Consider the following 16,675-nt stretch of genomic DNA (forward strand, 5'->3'; position numbering starts at 1 on the left):
CGCACCCGCGCACCCGCGCCCCGAGGGCTCAGAGGATCGCCGCCGAGGGCTTGGCCATCGCCCGCACCGTCTTGCCGTCGGCGAATTCGCCGACCGCCGTCATGTGCCACTCGCCGGAGAACTGCCGGACCAGCTTGCACAGGATGACGCCCGTGCGCGGCTCGGAGTGGGTCAGGTCGTAGCGCACCAGCTCGTTCTCGCCCGAACGGCCTTCCAGCAGGCGGCAGTACGCCTTGGCCACCTCGTTGAACTTCTGGCCCGTGAACGAGTTCACCACGAAGACCAGGCCCGTCACCTCGGCGGGCAGGCGGCCGAGGTCCACGGTGATCACCTCGTCGTCGCCCGCGCCCTCGCCCGTGAGGTTGTCGCCCGAGTGCTCGATCGCGCCTCCGAAGATGCTCTTCTTCATGAACCAGCACGTCGCGAGCTTGCCCCGGCGCGCGTCGAACGCGATCACCGAGGCGTCGAGGTCGATGCCGCGGCCCCGGTACGCGGGCTCCCAGCCCAGGCCCATCCGCACCGAGGTCAACGGCGGGCGGCCCGACTTGACCAGGGACACCGACTGGTTCTTGGCGAGGGTGACGCGCCCCTTGTCCAGGTTGATCACGCCGCCGCCCGGCGGCGGCACGGGAGGAGCGGCGGGGGGCGCGGGCGGGGCCGCCACCGGCGCGGCAACCGGCGCGGCAACCGGAGGGGCCACCGGAGGGGCCAGCGGCGCGGGGGGCGCCACGGGCGGCGGCGCGGGCTCCTCGTCGACCGTCACGCCGAAGTCCGTGGCGATGCCCGCAAGGCCCTCGGCGTAGCCCTGCCCCACGGCGCGCACCTTCCACGCGCCCTGCCGCCGGTAGACCTCGACGACCACGAGCGCCGTCTCGACGCTCAGCGACGGCGGGGTGAACGTCGCGAGCACCGCGCCGCTGTCCGCGTCCCGCACCACGGCGGTCGGCTCGGTCCCGGCGAACGTGGCGCCCGGCTCGCCCAGGCTCGCGGTGACCACGACCTTGTCGATGTCCGGCGGGACGTCCGCGGTCCGCACCGTGACGCTGTCGGGCGTCGTCGGGGAGGCGGGCCCGTGGGTGACGCCGGGGCCCTGGGGCTGGTTGTAGAAGATGAAGTCGTCGTCCGAGCGCACCTTTCCCGCGGCCGTCACCAGCAGCCCCGACACATCGAGCGGCTTGGCGGCGGACACCTCGACGGCGACCCGGGCGGCGGGCAGGGGGAGGTTGGAGCCTGGCGTCATGGTCGTCATGGGCACCACCGTACGTCGGCTCCGGCGTTCCGCCACGGGCCAGGACGGACAGCCTCAGCCGGGCGGCTCCGCTGTCACCTCGGCCGTCACCTCCGCTGTCACCCCAGCTGTCACCTCGGCGGACAGGGCGCGTTCCACGCCGTTCGTCGCGGCGGTCAGGGCCCCCACCCACGCGGGCAGGCGCGCGCCGCGCCGGAACCGGACCGTCGGGATCGCCAGCGCGACGGCCGCCGCCGCGGCCCCGCCCGGGCCGCGCACCGCGCGGCCGAGCGCGCTCACCCCGGCTCCGCGCGGTGCGCGGGGCCGGGGCGGCGGGGGGTACCCGGATTCTCGCCGGGGCCGGTCAGTGCGTCGGGGTCAGGACCACCTCGGCGCTGCCGGTCAGCGGGGGCAGGCCGTCCACACCGGGGTCGGTGTAGGAGGCGTTGAACACGCCCCGCAGGTTGTCCTCGCCGGGGTCGTGCCCGCCCGGCACGGTCGTCCCAATCGTGCCCGTGCAGCCCGAGGCCGAGGTCTGCGGGTGGCCGTGGGTGTCATGGCCCACGATGTAGGTCACCGTCACCCGCGAGCAGTCCACCTCCTGGTCGTCGGTCACCGACACCTCGAACGGGATCGTGTCGCCGAACGCGAACTCGTCGCCGTCCGACGGGGTCACGAACTCCACCACGGGCACCTCATTGCCCACCACGATCTTCACCTCGGCCGAGGCCGAGCGGCCCCGGTCGCGGCCGCCCACGTCGGTCACCCGCAGGCTCGCGGTGTGGGCGCCGTTCTCCTCGTAGGTGAACGTGGGGTTGGGCTCGGTGGAGTCCACCCGGCCGTCGGAGTCGAAGTCCCAGGCGTAGCGCAGCCGGTCGCCCTCGGGGTCGGTCGTGCCCTCGCTGGAGAACGCCACCTGGAGCGGTGCCTGGCCGCCCAGGACGTCGGCCGAGGCCACGGGCACCGGGGACTTGTTGCCCCGGGGGCCCACGTAGTCGATGCGGGCGAGCATCGCGTCGGGGTTCTCCGCGAAGTACCCGGCTCCGTAGTCCAGGATGTAGAGCGCGCCGTTGGGGCCGAACTCCATGTCGATCGTCCCGGAGAGCTCCATCGAGGGCAGCACGTCCCTGATGCCCTCCAGGTTGCCGTGGCGGTCCAGCTCAACTCCCTTGATCCAGTTGCGGGTCCACTCGTAGAACAGCGGGATGCCGTCGTACTCGCGGGGCCAGGCCACCGGGCGGGGGCCGCTGGCCGCGCGCCGGTCGTAGTCGTACGCGGGCCCCGCCATCGGGCCCACGCCGCCCGTGCCCAGCTCGGGGAACTCGGCCGACGCGTCGCCCGGGTACCAGATCTGCGGCTGCTCCACCGGAGGCAGCTCGGTGAGCCCCGTGTTGTGCCGCGACTCGTTGACGGGCGCGGCGCAGTCGAACGCGTCGCCCGACTCCCCCGTGCCGAAGTCGTAGTCGCGATAAGGGAGATCCGGCGTGGCGCAGTAGGGCCAGCCGTAGTTCCCCGGCTCCTCGGCGCTCAGCCACTTGCCGTGGCCGTTGGGCCCGCGCTCGGGGTCGGGGTCACCGGCGTCGGGGGAGTAGTCGGCGACGTACAGCTGCTCGGCCTGCCGGTTGTACTCGATGCGGAACGGGTTGCGCAGCCCCATCAGATAGATCTCGGGCCGCGCGTCCGGGGTGCCGGGGCGGAAGAGGTTGCCGCGCGGGATCGAGTACGAGCCGTCGCGCTCGACGCGGATGCGCAGCACCTTGCCGCGCAGGTCGTTCGTGTTGGCCGAGGTCCGCTGCGCGTCGAAGGCCGGGTTGCTGTCGGCCCGTTCGTCGATGGGCGTGTAGCCGTCCGACTCGAACGGGTTGGTGTCGTCGCCCGTCGCCAGATACAGGTTGCCGTCCCCGTCGAACGCGATGTCGCCGCCCACGTGGCAGCAGATGCCGCGGTCGGCCTCCACATCGAGGATCCGCTGCTCGGTCGACAGGTCGATCTCGTCGCCCCGCAGCTTGAACCTGGACAGCCGCGTGACGCCCTCGAACGGCTCGAAGTCCTCGGGGTCGCCCGTGAACGGCGCGTCACCCTCGTTGACGTCGGGCGTCGCCGGGTCGTCCAACGGGGTGTCCAGGGTGGGCGCGTAGTAGAGGTAGATCCAGCTGTTGGAACGGCCGTTGAAGCCCGGGTCAACGGCGATGCTCTGGAGACCCTCCTCGTCGTGCTGGTAGACATCCAGCTCGGCGGCGAGGGAGTTGAGGCCGGTGTCGGGGTCATTGAGCCAGACCTGGCCGTCGCGGGTGGTGTGCAGCACGCGCTCGTCCGGCAGGACGACGAAGTCGATGGGCTCGCCTGGCGTGTCGTTGAGGATGACCTTCTGGAAGTCCGACTCGGCCGGGGCGTGGTGCTCCGGCCCTTCTTCGTGGGCGACCGCTGGCACGGACGCGGCCAACAGCGCCGTCGCCGCGAGCGCGACGATGGCGAAGGTGGAGGTGGTGCGCATGGCGACTCTTTCCTGGTGGTGCGATGAGGACGCGGGCAGCCGCCGCTGGCGGCCGCGCAGGGTGCGGAACGCCGGGCCCCGGAGGGCCGTCGGCCGCGTCAGTACCTCAGGCCGCGCAGATAGCCGATGCCGACCTCGGCCGACTGGATCGGCGTCACGTCAGGGGTGTCGTTCTCGACGATGTACTCGCGCACCTTGTGTGCCTTGAAGATGCGCGGGAAGTCGATCATCCCGGTGCCGCAGTCGGCCATGTCGCCGGTGACGGGGTCCCGGTCCTTGACGTGGTACTGGAGCACGTCGAGCGGGGAGGAGCGGATCACGTCGATGGTGTACTGCTCGGGGTCGTCCACACCGTCGCCCGACTCGATGCCAGCGGTGACCGCCCAGTAGATGTCGATCTCCAAGTGGACCAGGCGCGGGTCGAGTTCGGCCATGAACACATCCCAAGGAGTGACGCCGTTCCCGAGGTCGGTCGTGAACTCGTGGGCGTGGTTGTGGTAGCCGTAGCGCAGGCCGAACCGGCGCGCGGCCGCCGCCTCGCGGTTCATCTGCTCGGCCCAGATCTTCCACTGGTCCTTGTCGGGCGAGCTGAGGTACGGGACGTTGACATAGGACTGGCGCAGCGTCCTGGCGTTGCGCAGCTTGGTCTTCAGGGCAGCCTCGTCGGCGCTGATCCCGTCGTGGCTCGAGGTGCAGCTGATGTCCAGGTCGTCGTAGAAGTCCTTGAGCTCGGCGGCGCTGCGCCCGAAGTAGCCGAGCGCCTGCTCGACCCTGGGATAGCCAAGGTCGGACAGCTCACGCAGTGTGGCGTCGAACCCGATCTCGCCGTTCAAGTCGGCGCGCAGCGTGTAGAGCTGGACGCTTATGCGCCCCGGCGGCACGAGCACGCGGCCCCAGCCGCCGCGGCCGCGCGGCGTGGCCTGGGCGGAGGCCGCCCCGCCCGCGCCGAGCGCCGCGGCGCCGAACGCCCCGATGACGGCGCCGCGCAGCAGCGACCGTCTTCCCGGGCCGTGATGGGCGCGCGCCTCGGCCAGGGCCCTTTCGTTCGAGATGCCGTAACACATGGGCGGCTCCAGTCAGTTGTGCGGTCGTGAGTGGCACGCCCGCGCCGCGCCGCGCCGTCGCGCGACAGGGAGGGCTCAGGGCGTGGAAGGGGAGAGAGGAGAGGAGGGGGATCTGTGTCGACTCCGGGGACAGGCTTCCAAGACCGCGCCTGTCATGGCGCACAACGTAGAAAGGACTTTGACCGCCGTCAAGAGAAAGTGCGCCACCTTCCGGCGAAACCCCGGCCCGGACGACACAAAGGCACGTGGTGACACCGGAAGGTGACGCTCCGTTTTCGCGGGGCGACGGCTCGGCCCGTGAAGACCCCGGCCCGCGAAGACCTCAGCCCGTGAAGACCTCAGCCCGCGAACACCTCGATGAGCGACCAGACCGCCAGGCCGAGCATGCAGAGCCCGCCGATGCGCTGCACGGTCTTCAGCGGCACCCGCGAGGCGATGAAGCGGCCGACGAGCAGGGCGAGCGCCGAGACGCTCATGAGCGCGGCGGCCGAGCCGATCGCGGTGGACAGGGCGCCGTTGGTGGCCGCGAGGTTGGCCGTGGTGATCTGCGTGAGGTCGCCCCACTCGCTGATGAACACGGCCGTAAACGCCGTGGTGAACACGGGCAGAAAGCCGGTGACCGCCTTCCGCGCGCCCGCCTCGTCGTCCTCGTCGTCGCCCCCGCCGCGCAGCAGCAGGAACGCGCCGAAGCCGAAGAGCGCGGCGGAGACGAGCCGCACGCTCCAGTCGGGCAGCAGCCCGATGAGGCTGCCCGCGCCCACCGCGATCGCGACATGGACGGCAAACGCGGTGGACGTTCCGAACCACACGTAGAGCGGCCGCATCCGCGTGCCCATGGCGAGTGACGCGAACATGGTCTTGTCGGGCAGCTCGGCGAGGAAGATCAGTCCGAAGGCGGTGAGCACCGCAAGCAGGTCGATGGACATGTCCGGGTGGCTTTCTGCGAGGGCCGGACCGCGCCGCCGCTCACCCGCCATGGGTGGGGGGAGGACCACTCGGCCCGGCACGACGGTGCGCCCGCACAAGGGCGCGGGCGCGTCATACCTGGCCGAAGGTCTCGTCCACCGCGGGCCGTACGGGCCACGGCCCGGTGGCCGGGTCCCCCGCCGAGGCGGGGCACCAGCGTGTCGACCAACCGGTATCGCGGGACTACTCCCCTTCGCGCCGCCGAGCATACCCGTCATACCGGGCTCCGACGAATCCGGGCTCCGACGAATCCGGGCCCCGACGAATCCGGGTCTTGACACGCCCTGGCCCGCCGCTCGCCCCGTTGAGAGGGCGGGCGGCGGGCCAGGGGCGCGGGGACGGGGGCGGAAGGCGGGGGGAGAAGGTCAGCGGTTGGCCGTCGGCGGCTCCCCCGGGCCCTCCTCCACGGCTCCCGCGGCGCGCGCCCTGATGATCGGGCTGATCAGCAGGTCGTACACCGCGACCCCCACCAACGCGCCCGCGAGCGGCCCGACGATGGGGATCCACCAGTAGTAGTCGAACCACTCGAACTTGCCGGGGAAGGCGAGATCACCCCAGCCCGCGAGGAACGTGAACAGCCGGGGCCCGAAGTCGCGTGCGGGGTTGATCGCATAGCCCGCGTTGGTGCCGTAGGACAGCGCGATGGCCACGACGACCAGGCCGATCAGATACGGCGCGAGATTGGACAGCGGCGCGGTGTTGCGGTTGTCGAGCAGCGCGCAGATCAGCAGCAGGAGGATCGCGGTGCCGATGATCTGGTCGAACAGCGGCCCCCACTTGGAGTCGCCCATGTACTCGGCGGGGAAGGTGGCGAAGATCGAGAACGTCGGCAGCGACACCTGCTTGCCGGTGTGCTCCTTGTCGTTGAAGTCGTTGATCGCCCAGCGGTAGGACGCGTAGATGAGGGCCGCGGCGGCGAACGCCCCGATGATCTGGGCGAGCCAGTAGGCCGGGATCTTCCGCCAGGGGAACTGGCGCCTGGCCGCGAGGCCCAGGGTCACCGCGGGGTTGAGGTGCGCGCCGCTGATGCCACCGGCCACATAGACGCCGAAGACCACGCCGAGGCCCCAACCCCAGGCGATGATCAGCCAGTTCGCCGCCGTGAAGTCGCCGGGCTGCCGACCTGAGCCCGGCAGGCCGACGACGGCGACCGCCACCGACCCGATGCCGAGCAGCACCAGCACGAACGTTCCCAGGAATTCGGCGATCATCTCGCCGGTGAGCCCCATCGGATAGCCGCGTCGGCGTGACGCGGGCGGTGCACTGCGGTCGGCCATCGGCCCCTCCTTGCTCGGGTTCCTGCGCAAGGTAAGCAAGGGGCCGCCCGCCGCACGGCGCGTGGCGCCGCGTCACGCCGTTTTCCCACCCGATGGCGCAACCCGGATGCGCGACGCCGTCGGTCAGCCGGGGACGCGCCCTTCGACGGGCGGCGCCGGCGCCGTCACCCGCACCGCCTCGGGGCACGTGAGGCCGCTGCCGGTGTCGAGCACCACGGCGTTCGGGGGAACGCGCCGGATCGGCCGCCGTCAAGCGGTGCCCGCGTCCGGCCGCTTCGGCGGATTCGGGGGATCCGGGGGATCCGGTGGCTCGGGCGGCTCGGGGGGATCCGGCAGCGCGGCCAGCTCGCCCAGGGTGACCGGGGCGGCCAACGGGCGCTTCCCCAGCGCCCGCAGATCCTCCGCCGTGACCGCCCGGTCGGCGCCCGCCGCCAGCAGCGCCGCGGTCGCGAACCCGCACACCCGCCCCTGGCACCAGCCCATCCCCGGCCTGGCGAGCAGCTTCGCGGTGCGGGGATCCCCCGCGCCCAGGTCATCGCGCGCCCGCTCGACCGCGCCAACGGTGACCTCTTCGCAGCGGCACAGCACCGTCGCGTCGGTCAGCCACTGTGTCCACCGCTCCGGCACGGGGTGGGCCGTGTGCATCGCCTCCGCGAACCGCTCCGCCCGCGCGATCCCGGCCGCGAGCCGCCTGCCGCGCTTCCTGGGCGCGGGGCGGCCCGCGTCCACCGCCGCGGTGAGCCCGGCCAGCTCGCCCTCGGCCACGGCCTTGGCCGCGCCGCCCACGCCCGTCGCCTCGCCCGCCACATAGACGCCGGGCACCGTGGCCCGCCGCGCGCGGTCGACGGTCGCCACGAGCGAGCCGTCGGCGCCGCGTTCGGTCCCCGCGCCCAGCGCGATGACCAGCTCGAGCGAGGGCGTGAACCCCCAGCCGAACGCCACCAGGTCCACCGCGAGGCGCCGCGCGCGCCCTGGCACCACGCGGCCCGACGCCGCCACGCGCTCGACGGTGACGGCGGTGACCGCCTCGCCGCCGTGCACGCGCGTGACCGCGCTCCGCGTGAGGTAGGGGACGCGGTGCCGCAGCAGCGCCGCTGCATAGCCCGCGCCCTCGACCGCCTTGCCCGGGACGGCCGCGGCGCCCAGCGGGCGGCGCAGCCAGCGGGCCGGATGGGCCGCCTCGACCACGGCCGCCACCTTCGCGCCCGCGGCGGCCAGGCCCGTGGCGACCGGCAGCAGGAACGGGCCCGTCCCGGCCACCACGGCGCGGCGGCCCGCCACCGTGCCCGAGCCCTTGAGCAGCGCCTGGACGCCGCCCGCCGCCATCACCCCTGGCAACGTCCAGCCGGGCACCGGGAGTTGCCGGTCGTAGCCACCCGTGCACAGCGCGATGGCGCGGGCCCGCACCGCGGGTGTCACCTCGCCCGTCGCGCCGTCGAACGCCGGGGTGAGGCGCAGCGTGAACGGCGCCTCACCGCCCCGGTCCACGGCCCACACCTGGTGCAGCGGCAGATACCGCACCCGGGCGCCCGAGGTCAGGCGGCGCAGCCGCGAGCGCAGGCCGGTGAATGTGTCCCAGTCGTGGTGGCCCGCGCCGTCGGCGCCCTCGGCGTGCCGCCAGAACTGCCCGCCGGGCCTGGGCCCGGCGTCCATGAGCGCCACCCTGAGCCCGGCCTCGCCCGCGGCGACGGCCGCGGCGAGCCCCGCGGGCCCGGCCCCGACGACGGCCAGGTCATAAGGCCGCTCGCTCATGAGGCGTTCCCCCCGTCCGCGCCGGAGGGCCGGGGCAGCGGGGGAGGGGCGCTGGTGAGCGCCATCCCCTCGGCGGCCGGGACCAGGCAGGCCCGCTGCGCGGGACGCCCATCCACGGTGATCAGGCAGTCGTAGCAGACGCCGATGCCGCAGAAGAGGCCGCGCGGCGCGCCCTCGCCGCGCGTGGTGCGCCACGCCCTGACGCCCGCGTCGGTGAGCGCGGCCGCGACGCTCTGGCCGGGGCGCGCGGTGAGCGGACGCCCTTCGAACGTCAGGGTGAGCGTGGGGGGTTCGGCGGTCATGGTGCGGGGATCCCCTCGTCGAAGCGTTCCGGGGCGAAGGGCGCGAGGCCCAGCGCGGGGGTGGCGCCGGTGAGCGCCTGGGCGAGCAGCAGGCCCGTTCCCGCCGCGAGCCCGATGCCCGCGCCCTCGTGGCCGCACGCGTGCCACAGCCCGGGGGCGCGCGGGTCGGGCCCGATGACCGGCAGGTGGTCGGGGCAGTAGGGGCGGAACCCGTGGTAGGCGCGCATCGCCTTGACGCCCGCGAGCGCCGGGAACAGCGCGATGGCGTTCGCCGCGAGCCGCTTCAGCGCGGGCAGCGAAAGGGAGCCGTCGAAGCCGACGCGCTCCCTGCTCGACCCGATGAGGATCGTGCCCGACTCGGTGCCCTCCACCACGGGCGAGGTCTGCAACGCCGCGTGGGAGCTCGCCACGTCCCCCACGTACTCGGCGGCGTACACCTTGTGCCGCACCGTCGGCGGCAGCGGCTCGGTGACCAGCACGAAGCCGCGCCTCGGCAGCACGGGAAGGCGCACCCCGGCGAGCTCGGCGACCGAACCCGCCCAGGGGCCCGCGGCGTTGACGACGCCGCCCGCGGGGATGTCGCCCCGGTCGGTGCGCACGCCGGTGACCCGGTCGCCGTCGCGCAGCAGCCCGGTGACCTCGACGCCCGTGCGGACCTCGGCGCCGCCCTCGCGCGCGAGCCGCAGCAGGTGCGCGACCGCGAGCATGGGCTGGACCTGGGCGTCGCCCGGGTAGAACGCGCCGCCGCGCGGGCCGCGGGCCAGCTGCGGCTCGTACGCGGGCAGCTCGTCGGCGCCCACGTCCACCGCGTCGACGCCCGCGGCCCGCTGCCGCCGCGTCAGCTCGGCGAGCCCCGCGGCGCTCGCGTCGGTGGCCGCCACGACGAGGCCGCCCTTGGCGTCGAACTCCCAGAGCCCGGCGTGCTCCCCGAGGTCGTCGCGCCACACGCGCCGCGACAGCAGCGCCAGGTCGAGCTCGGGCCCCGGCTCCTTGTCGGAGAGCAGGACGTTGCCCTCGCCCCGGCCCGAGGTGCCGCCCGCGAGCGGCCCCCGGTCAAGCACGGTCACCCGCAGCCCGGCCCTGGTGGCGAACCAGGCGGAGGCCGCCCCGATGATCCCGGCGCCGATCACCACGACGTCGGGGCGGCGGCCGCTCATGGCGCCCCGGCCCCCTCGGCCCCGCCCCCGGTCAGCGCCTCCTCGTGGGCGCCCGCCCACTTGCCGCGGACATGGCCGATGTGCCGGTTCATCAGGGCGAACGCGCCCTGCTCGTCGCCCGCCCCGATCAGGTCCATCAGCACCAGGTGCTCCTCGGCCGACTCCCGCAGCTCGCCCGTCTCGGCGAGCGCGGCGAGGCCGAGCAGCCTGGTGCCGGAGCGCAGCTGCGAAATGGTCTCCACCAGGCGGGGGTTGCCGCTGTAGCCGAGCAGCTCCAGGTGGAAGAGCCGGTCGGCCTCGGTGTAGCGGACCAGGTCCTTGCGCTCGGCGAAGTCCACGATCTCGTCGGCCATGCGCCGCAGCCTCGGCAGGTCGCCGCGCGGCACCAGGGGCACCACGCGGCGGATGGTGGGCGGCTCGATCAGCAGCCGCAGCTCGGTGATGTGGTCAAGGTCCGCCTCGGAGACCTCGGTGACCCGGAAGCCCTTGTTGGGCACGGAGGTGACCATGCCCTCCCGCACCAGGTCGAGCATGGCCTCGCGGACCGGCGTCGCCGAGACGCCGAAGCGCGCGCTGAGCGCGGGCGCCGAGTACACCACGCCCGCCTCCATCTCCCCCGAGATGATGGCCGCCCGCAGCGCGTGCGCCACGGTCTCGCGCAGGCTCTCCCGCTTGGTCAGCAGCGTGAAGTTGGATGAAGAGGTCATAACGTCCTTCTCGGCGTCCCCGAAGGGCGGCGCGGCGTGCGCCGCCTACAACAGGAATCCTCCCGGGAACGGGTCGGTGGGGTCGAGGTGGTACTGGGCCGTGCCGGTGATCCACGCCCGCCCCGTGATGGTGGGCACCACCGCGGGCAGCCCGGCCACGGTCGTCTCCTCGATCAACCGCCCCGTGAAACGGCTGCCGATGAACGACTCGTTGACGAAGTCCTGGCCGAGACCGAGCTGTCCGCGCGCGTGCAGCTGCGCCATCCTGGCGCTGGTGCCGGTGCCGCACGGGGAGCGGTCGAACCAGCCGGGGTGGATCGCCATCGCGTGCCGGGAGTGGGCCGCGGTCGAGCCCGGCGCCTCCAGGTAGACATGGTGGCAGCCCGTGATGTCGGGGCGCTCGGGATGGACGGGCGGGTCATGGGCGTTGATGGCGCCCATCAGGGAGAGCCCCGCGTCCAGCAGGGCGTTCTTCGCCGCGCGGTCGAAGGGCAGGCCGAGCCGGTCCAGGCGGGTGATGGCGTAGAAGTTCCCGCCGAACGCCAGGTCGTAGGCCACCTCGCCGAACCCCGGCACCGCCACGCGCCGGTCGAGGCCGAAGGAGAACGACGGCACGTTGCGGATCGTCACCGAGCGCGCCGCGCCGTCCTCCACGGCCACATCGGCGACCACGAGCCCCGCGGGCACGTCGAGCCTGATGGTGGTCACCGGCTCGGTCACCTCGACCATGCCCGTCTCCACCAGCACCGTGGCCACGCCGATCGTGCCGTGGCCGCACATCGGCAGCAGCCCGGAGACCTCGATGAACAGCACGCCCACGTCGGCGTCGGGGCGGGTGGGCGGCTGGAGGATCGCCCCGCTCATGGCGGAGTGCCCGCGCGGCTCGTACATCAGGAACGTGCGCAGCGCGTCGTCGTTGTCGATGAACCACTGACGCCGCTCGGCCATCGTGGCGCCGGGTAGCGTGCCCACACCACCGGTCACCACACGGGTGGGCATGCCCTCCGTGTGGCTCTCGACGGTGTGGATGACGCGGCGCGAACGCATCAGCGGTGTCCGGCGGCCAGCGCGGCCTCGGTCGCGGCCCGCACCGCGGCGGCCGACTCGGGCGGCAGCGGCGAGCGCGGCGGGCGGCACACGCCGCCCTTGCGGCCCGCGAGCTCCATCGAGAGCTTGATGGCCTGGACGAACTCCGGCTTGGAGTCCCAGCGCAGCAGCGGGTGCAGGGCGCGGTAGAGGGGGACGGCCGCGGCGATGTCGGCCGGGTCGTCGGATGTGGCGAGCCGGTACAGCTCGACGGAGGTGCGCGGCAGGGCGTTGGGGTAGCCCGCGATCCAGCCGACGGCCCCGGCGAGCGCCACCTCGAGCAGCACGTCGTCGGCGCCGATCAACAGGTCGAGCCCGGGCGCGAGTTCGTGGATCCGGTAGGGCCTGCGGACGTCGCCTGTGAACTCCTTGACCGCCACGACGAGCCCTTCGCCGTGGAGCTCGGCGAGCAGCTCGGGGGTGAGGTCGACGCGGGTGTCGTAGGGGTTGTTGTAGGCGACCACGGGGATGCCGACCTTGGCGGCCTCGCGGTAGTGGGCGACCACCGTGCGGTCGTCCGCGCGATAGGAGTTGGGCGGGAGCAGCAGGACCGATGACGCTCCGGCCTCGGCCGCCTGCTCGATCCAGCGGCGGGCCTGGAGCGCGCCATAGGCGGCGACGCCCGGCATCACGCCGAAGCCGTCGGGCGCGGCGGCGACGGCGGTCTCGACCACGCGGGAGCGCTCCTCGTCGCTGAGGCTCTGGTACTCGCCGAGCGAGCCGTTGGGGCAGACGCCGTCGCACCCTTGCGCGGCCAGCCAGGAAACGTGCTCGGCGAAGCCGTCCCAGTCGACGGCGTATCCCTCGTCCGAGAAGGGGAGCGCGGTGGCCACATGGACGCCGTGCCAGGGCTGCTTAGCTGCGGTCATGAGAGAACTCCTCGTAGCTCGTGCGACCCTGTTCCTATCAGTAAAATGTCACATTGCATAGTCGGCGGCCGAGCGTTTCGGGCCGGAAAAATCCTGCCACGATTCATTGCTCCGGCATGCGACATGTGACATGTTACTGCCTCAACAGCTAACCGCCGGGAGGGCGACGATGGCTCACAAATCGATGAAAGCCCTGGTGGCGGCCGCAGCGGTCGCTCTCGTCGCCACCAGCTGCGCCGCCGATGACGAGGGCGGTGACGGCACCGCCGAGGGCGGCGCCTACAAGGTCGCGGTCCTCGCGGCCTCGGCCCAGAATGGCTACAACCAAGCGGTGTACGAGGGCGTCGTGGCGGGCGCCGAAGACCTCGGCCTCGAGGTCGACGCCAAGATCCTGGACGGCGGCTTCGACGCCACCACCCAGCTGTCCCAGCTTCAGAACGCCGCGACCAGCGGCGAGTACGACGGCGTGATCGTCGTCCCGCACGACGGGCCGAGCCTCACCGCCGCGTTCCCGATGGCGGGAGACCTCCCCGTGGTCTCCGTCCTCAACCCCATAGGCCCCGACATCGACGAGCTCGAGCCGCAGGTCGAGGGCGTCGTCTCCACCGTCGCCGTCTCGCCCACCGCCGCCGCCGAGCGGCAGGCCGAGGACGTCGTCGAGTACTGCGCCGACCTCGACCCCTGCTCGGTGATGCTCGTCGTGGGCAACCTCTCCTCACCGCTCGACGTCGCCCGCCGCGACGCCTACCAGTCGGTGCTCGAGGCCAACGACAACATCGAGATCGTCTCCACCCTCGAGGGCAACTACGACCGCGACCAGTCGCTCTCCAGCGTCGCCAACGCCCTCCAGTCCCACCGCGACGTCAACGCCATCCTCAGCAACGCCGACCAGATGACCCTCGGCGCCGAGGTCGCCCTCACCAACGCGGGCATCGACCCCTCGACCGTCTACCTCACCGGGGGCGGCGGCACCACCGAGGCGCTCCAGGCCGTGCGCGAGGGCCGCTGGGCCGCCGACTACATCAACTTCCCCGTCTCCATGGGCGCGGCGGCGATGGAGCAGCTGGCCAACGCCATCGCGGGCGACCCCGTCGAGACCGTCGTGGACGCCGACGCGGTCGGGCCCGAGGGCGTCGAGCCCTACGCCGACGCCGATTCGCTGGCGACCGTGGAGGACTTCACCGGCGAGTGGAACGGCTGATGGCGGCCCCGGCGGGGACCGGCGCCCCGAACCGCCGGGCCGTGGTCGAGCTGCGCGGCATCACCAAGTGGTTCGGCGGCACCCACGCCCTGGCCGACGTCGGCCTCGACCTGCTGCCCGGCGAGGTGCACGCGCTCGTCGGCGAGAACGGCGCGGGCAAGTCGACCCTTGGCAAGATCATCGCGGGCGTCTACCAGCGCGACGGGGGCGCGCTGGCCGTCGACGGCGCCCAGGTGGGCCGTTGGGACCCGGTCAGGGCGGGCCGCCACGGCATCGCGATGATCGCCCAGGAGCTCGCCCTGGTGCCCGAGCTGACCGTCGCGCAGAACGTGTTCCTCGGCCGCGAGCGCTCCCTCGCCGGGGTCCTGCGCCGCGGCCCCGGCAACGACGCGGCGTTCGACGCCGTGTGCGAGCTCGCGGGGTTCAGGCTCCCCCCGCACCGCAGGGTCGCCGAGCTCGGCATCGCCGACCAGCAGAAGGTCGAGATCATGCGCTCCCTCGCCAGGGACGCCAGGGTCATCGTCATGGACGAGCCCACCTCGTCCCTGACCGCCCACGAGACCGAGCAGCTGCACCGGCTCATCGCGACCCTGCGCGACCAGGGCCGCACCGTCGTCTATGTCTCCCACTTCCTCGACGCCGTCCTCGAGGTGGCCGACCGCGTCTCCGTGATGCGCGACGGCGCCCTGGTCCGCACCGCGAACGCCGCCGACGAGACCAAGACCAGCCTCATCGAGGGCATGCTCGGCCGCTCCCTCGCGGTCACCTTCCCCGAACGCCCGCCGCCCGTCGACCCGGCGGTGCCCCCGATCCTCGAGGTCGCCCACCTGGCCACGGACGACGGCGTGGTGGACGTGTCCCTGAGCGTGCGCCCCGGCGAGATCGTCGGGCTGCTCGGCCTGGTCGGCAGCGGGCGCTCGGAGATCGCCCGCGCCATCTACGGCGCCGACCGGATCACCGGTGGCACCGTCACGTTCGACGGAACGCCGCACGCCAGGCCGAGGCCGCACCGCTCCATCGCGGCGGGCCTCGCCATGGTCCCCGAGGACCGGCACGGGCAGGGCCTGATCCTGGAGCGGCCCATCCGCGAGAACATCGCCCTCGAACACGCCACCCTCTTCGCCACCGCGGGCGTCATCAGCCGCCGCCGCGAGCGCGCCGCGGTCAACGCCCTGGCCGAGCGCCTCGCGCTGCGCCCCGCCAGGACCGAGCTGACCACGAGCGGCTTCTCCGGCGGCAATCAGCAGAAGGCCCTCATCGGCAAGGCCCTGCTCGGCGACCCGGCGTTCGTCATCCTCGACGAGCCCACCCGCGGCGTCGACGTCGGGGCGAAGTACGCCATCCACGAACTCATCGTCGCGCTCGCCCGGCAGGGCGTGGGCATCCTGCTGATCTCCTCCGAGCACGAGGAGGTCATGGGCCTGGCCCACCGCGCCCACCTGGTCCGCGACGGCCGCACATTCGCCGAGGTGGTGCCCGAGCGCACCACCGTCGACCGGATCCTCACCGCCCTGTTCGGCGCGGACCAGCACGAGGGAGCAGCACCGTGACCAGCACCGCGACCAGCACCGCGACCGCGACGTCCACCGAGACCCAGGGGCGGCGCGCCGCCTTCCCCCGGCCCCTGCTGCTGGCCAAGGACTACGCCGTCCTCATCCTGCTCGTGGTCGTCACCGTCTATCTGTCGTTCGCCAGCTCGGCGTTCTTCACGAGCGACAACCTGCTCAACATCCTCAACCAGAACGCCCCGCTCGCGATCATCGCCGCGGCGGGCACGTTCGTCATCGTCTCGGGCAACTTCGACCTCTCCACCGCCAGCGTCTTCGCGGTCGCCAGCGTCTCGGCCGCCTGGCTCGCGAGCGAGACCGGCAACGTCGCCCTCGCCCTGGCCGCCGCGCCCGTCATCGGCCTGGCGCTCGGCGCGGTCAACGGCCTGGTGGTCACCGCGCTGCGCATCCACTCCTTCCTCGCCACCCTCGCCTCGTCCCTGGTCTACTCGGCGCTCGCCGTGCTCATCACCGGGGGCGCGCTCATCACCGTGACCGCCGACGGGTTCACCGAGCTGGGCCGCGGCGAGTTTCTCGGCGTCTTCATCCCCGTGTGGGTGCTCGCCGGGGTGGTCGCGCTGCTGTGGTTCCTGCTCTCCGGCACGGTCTTCGGCCGCCATGTCTTCGCGACGGGCGGCAACGCCGAGGCCGCCGAGCTGTCCGGCGTCCGCGTCAACCGCGTCAAGATCCTGGTGTTCACGCTCAGCGGTCTGGCCGCGGGCGTCGCCGCCGCGATCGCCGTCTCCCGCATCGCGTCGGGGCAGCCGCAGGCGGGTGCGGGGATGGAGCTCCAGGCCATCGCGGCGATCATCCTGGGCGGCACCTCCATCCACGGTGGCGTCGGGGCCGTCTGGCGGTCGGTCGCCGGGGTGTTCCTCATCGCGCTCATCGGGAACGGGTTCGACATCCTGGACTTCAACCCCCAGCTCAAGGACCTGGTCACCGGCGTGATCATCCTCGCCGCCGTCGCCCTCGCCGCCGTCGGCAGGACCAGGCGCTAGCAGTACTGCCCTCTGTACGACCGA

At 73.1% G+C, this 16,675-nt stretch carries 15 protein-coding genes; 3 read left to right on the forward strand and 12 right to left on the reverse strand.

The annotated features are described in order from the left end of the window. Nucleotides 1-28 precede the first annotated feature (28 nt). The 12 genes from DEH69_RS18525 to DEH69_RS18580 form a co-directional block, all read right to left on the reverse strand. Nucleotides 29-1,240, reverse strand: coding sequence for a TerD family protein (locus DEH69_RS18525; protein WP_113688152.1), 1,212 nt, complete (start codon nucleotides 1,238-1,240; stop codon nucleotides 29-31). A 63-nt stretch (nucleotides 1,241-1,303) separates the two neighbouring features. Next, a complete protein-coding gene (locus tag DEH69_RS18530; RefSeq protein ID WP_113688102.1) occupies nucleotides 1,304-1,528 on the reverse strand; it encodes a hypothetical protein in 225 nt (74 codons plus the stop codon). A 64-nt stretch (nucleotides 1,529-1,592) separates the two neighbouring features. Beyond that, entirely contained in the window at nucleotides 1,593-3,722 is a 2,130-nt protein-coding gene (locus DEH69_RS18535; RefSeq protein WP_113688103.1) for a PQQ-dependent sugar dehydrogenase, read from the reverse strand. Between the two features lie 98 nt (nucleotides 3,723-3,820). Next, complete coding sequence (locus tag DEH69_RS18540) at nucleotides 3,821-4,786, reverse strand: sugar phosphate isomerase/epimerase (protein WP_113688104.1); 966 nt, start codon at nucleotides 4,784-4,786, stop codon at nucleotides 3,821-3,823. A 338-nt stretch (nucleotides 4,787-5,124) separates the two neighbouring features. Continuing rightward, the gene (locus DEH69_RS18545; protein ID WP_113688105.1) at nucleotides 5,125-5,712 is read right to left on the reverse strand and encodes a TMEM165/GDT1 family protein; all 588 of its coding nucleotides are present in this window, start codon (nucleotides 5,710-5,712) and stop codon (nucleotides 5,125-5,127) included. Between the two features lie 405 nt (nucleotides 5,713-6,117). Continuing rightward, the gene (locus DEH69_RS18550; RefSeq protein WP_258534760.1) at nucleotides 6,118-7,029 is read right to left on the reverse strand and encodes an MIP/aquaporin family protein; all 912 of its coding nucleotides are present in this window, start codon (nucleotides 7,027-7,029) and stop codon (nucleotides 6,118-6,120) included. Between the two features lie 249 nt (nucleotides 7,030-7,278). Beyond that, nucleotides 7,279-8,781: an FAD-dependent oxidoreductase gene (locus DEH69_RS18555; protein WP_113688106.1), complete on the reverse strand. Its 1,503-nt coding sequence runs from the start codon at nucleotides 8,779-8,781 to the stop codon at nucleotides 7,279-7,281. After that, complete coding sequence (locus DEH69_RS18560; protein WP_113688107.1) at nucleotides 8,778-9,083, reverse strand: (2Fe-2S)-binding protein; 306 nt, start codon at nucleotides 9,081-9,083, stop codon at nucleotides 8,778-8,780. Before DEH69_RS18560 ends, DEH69_RS18555 begins: the two co-directional genes overlap by 4 nt. Then, nucleotides 9,080-10,240 (reverse strand): FAD-binding oxidoreductase, encoded by a 1,161-nt coding sequence (locus DEH69_RS18565; RefSeq protein WP_113688108.1) that lies wholly within the window; start codon nucleotides 10,238-10,240, stop codon nucleotides 9,080-9,082. Before DEH69_RS18565 ends, DEH69_RS18560 begins: the two co-directional genes overlap by 4 nt. Beyond that, complete coding sequence (locus DEH69_RS18570; protein ID WP_113688109.1) at nucleotides 10,237-10,947, reverse strand: GntR family transcriptional regulator; 711 nt, start codon at nucleotides 10,945-10,947, stop codon at nucleotides 10,237-10,239. The genes DEH69_RS18565 and DEH69_RS18570 overlap by 4 nt, the downstream gene beginning before the upstream one ends. A 45-nt stretch (nucleotides 10,948-10,992) precedes the next feature. Continuing rightward, nucleotides 10,993-11,994 (reverse strand): proline racemase family protein, encoded by a 1,002-nt coding sequence (locus DEH69_RS18575; RefSeq protein WP_113688154.1) that lies wholly within the window; start codon nucleotides 11,992-11,994, stop codon nucleotides 10,993-10,995. Further along, a complete protein-coding gene (locus DEH69_RS18580; RefSeq protein WP_113688110.1) occupies nucleotides 11,994-12,902 on the reverse strand; it encodes a dihydrodipicolinate synthase family protein in 909 nt (302 codons plus the stop codon). The genes DEH69_RS18575 and DEH69_RS18580 overlap by 1 nt, the downstream gene beginning before the upstream one ends. A 169-nt stretch (nucleotides 12,903-13,071) precedes the next feature. Between DEH69_RS18580 and DEH69_RS18585 the strand changes: the two genes are divergently transcribed. The 3 genes from DEH69_RS18585 to DEH69_RS18595 are packed head-to-tail and all read left to right on the forward strand — an operon-like array spanning nucleotide 13,072 to nucleotide 16,651. Then, on the forward strand, nucleotides 13,072-14,103 hold the full coding sequence (locus DEH69_RS18585; protein ID WP_181727487.1) for a sugar ABC transporter substrate-binding protein: 1,032 nt from the start codon (nucleotides 13,072-13,074) through the stop codon (nucleotides 14,101-14,103). After that, entirely contained in the window at nucleotides 14,103-15,653 is a 1,551-nt protein-coding gene (locus DEH69_RS18590) for a sugar ABC transporter ATP-binding protein (protein WP_147255685.1), read from the forward strand. The genes DEH69_RS18585 and DEH69_RS18590 overlap by 1 nt, the downstream gene beginning before the upstream one ends. Further along, nucleotides 15,650-16,651 carry an ABC transporter permease gene (locus DEH69_RS18595; protein ID WP_220131291.1) on the forward strand — a complete coding sequence of 334 codons (1,002 nt, stop codon included), beginning with the start codon at nucleotides 15,650-15,652 and terminating at the stop codon, nucleotides 16,649-16,651. The genes DEH69_RS18590 and DEH69_RS18595 overlap by 4 nt, the downstream gene beginning before the upstream one ends. The last annotated feature ends 24 nt before the right edge of the window (nucleotides 16,652-16,675 follow it).

This window comes from Streptomyces sp. PT12, assembly GCF_003311645.1.
Lineage (GTDB): Bacteria > Actinomycetota > Actinomycetes > Streptomycetales > Streptomycetaceae > Streptomyces.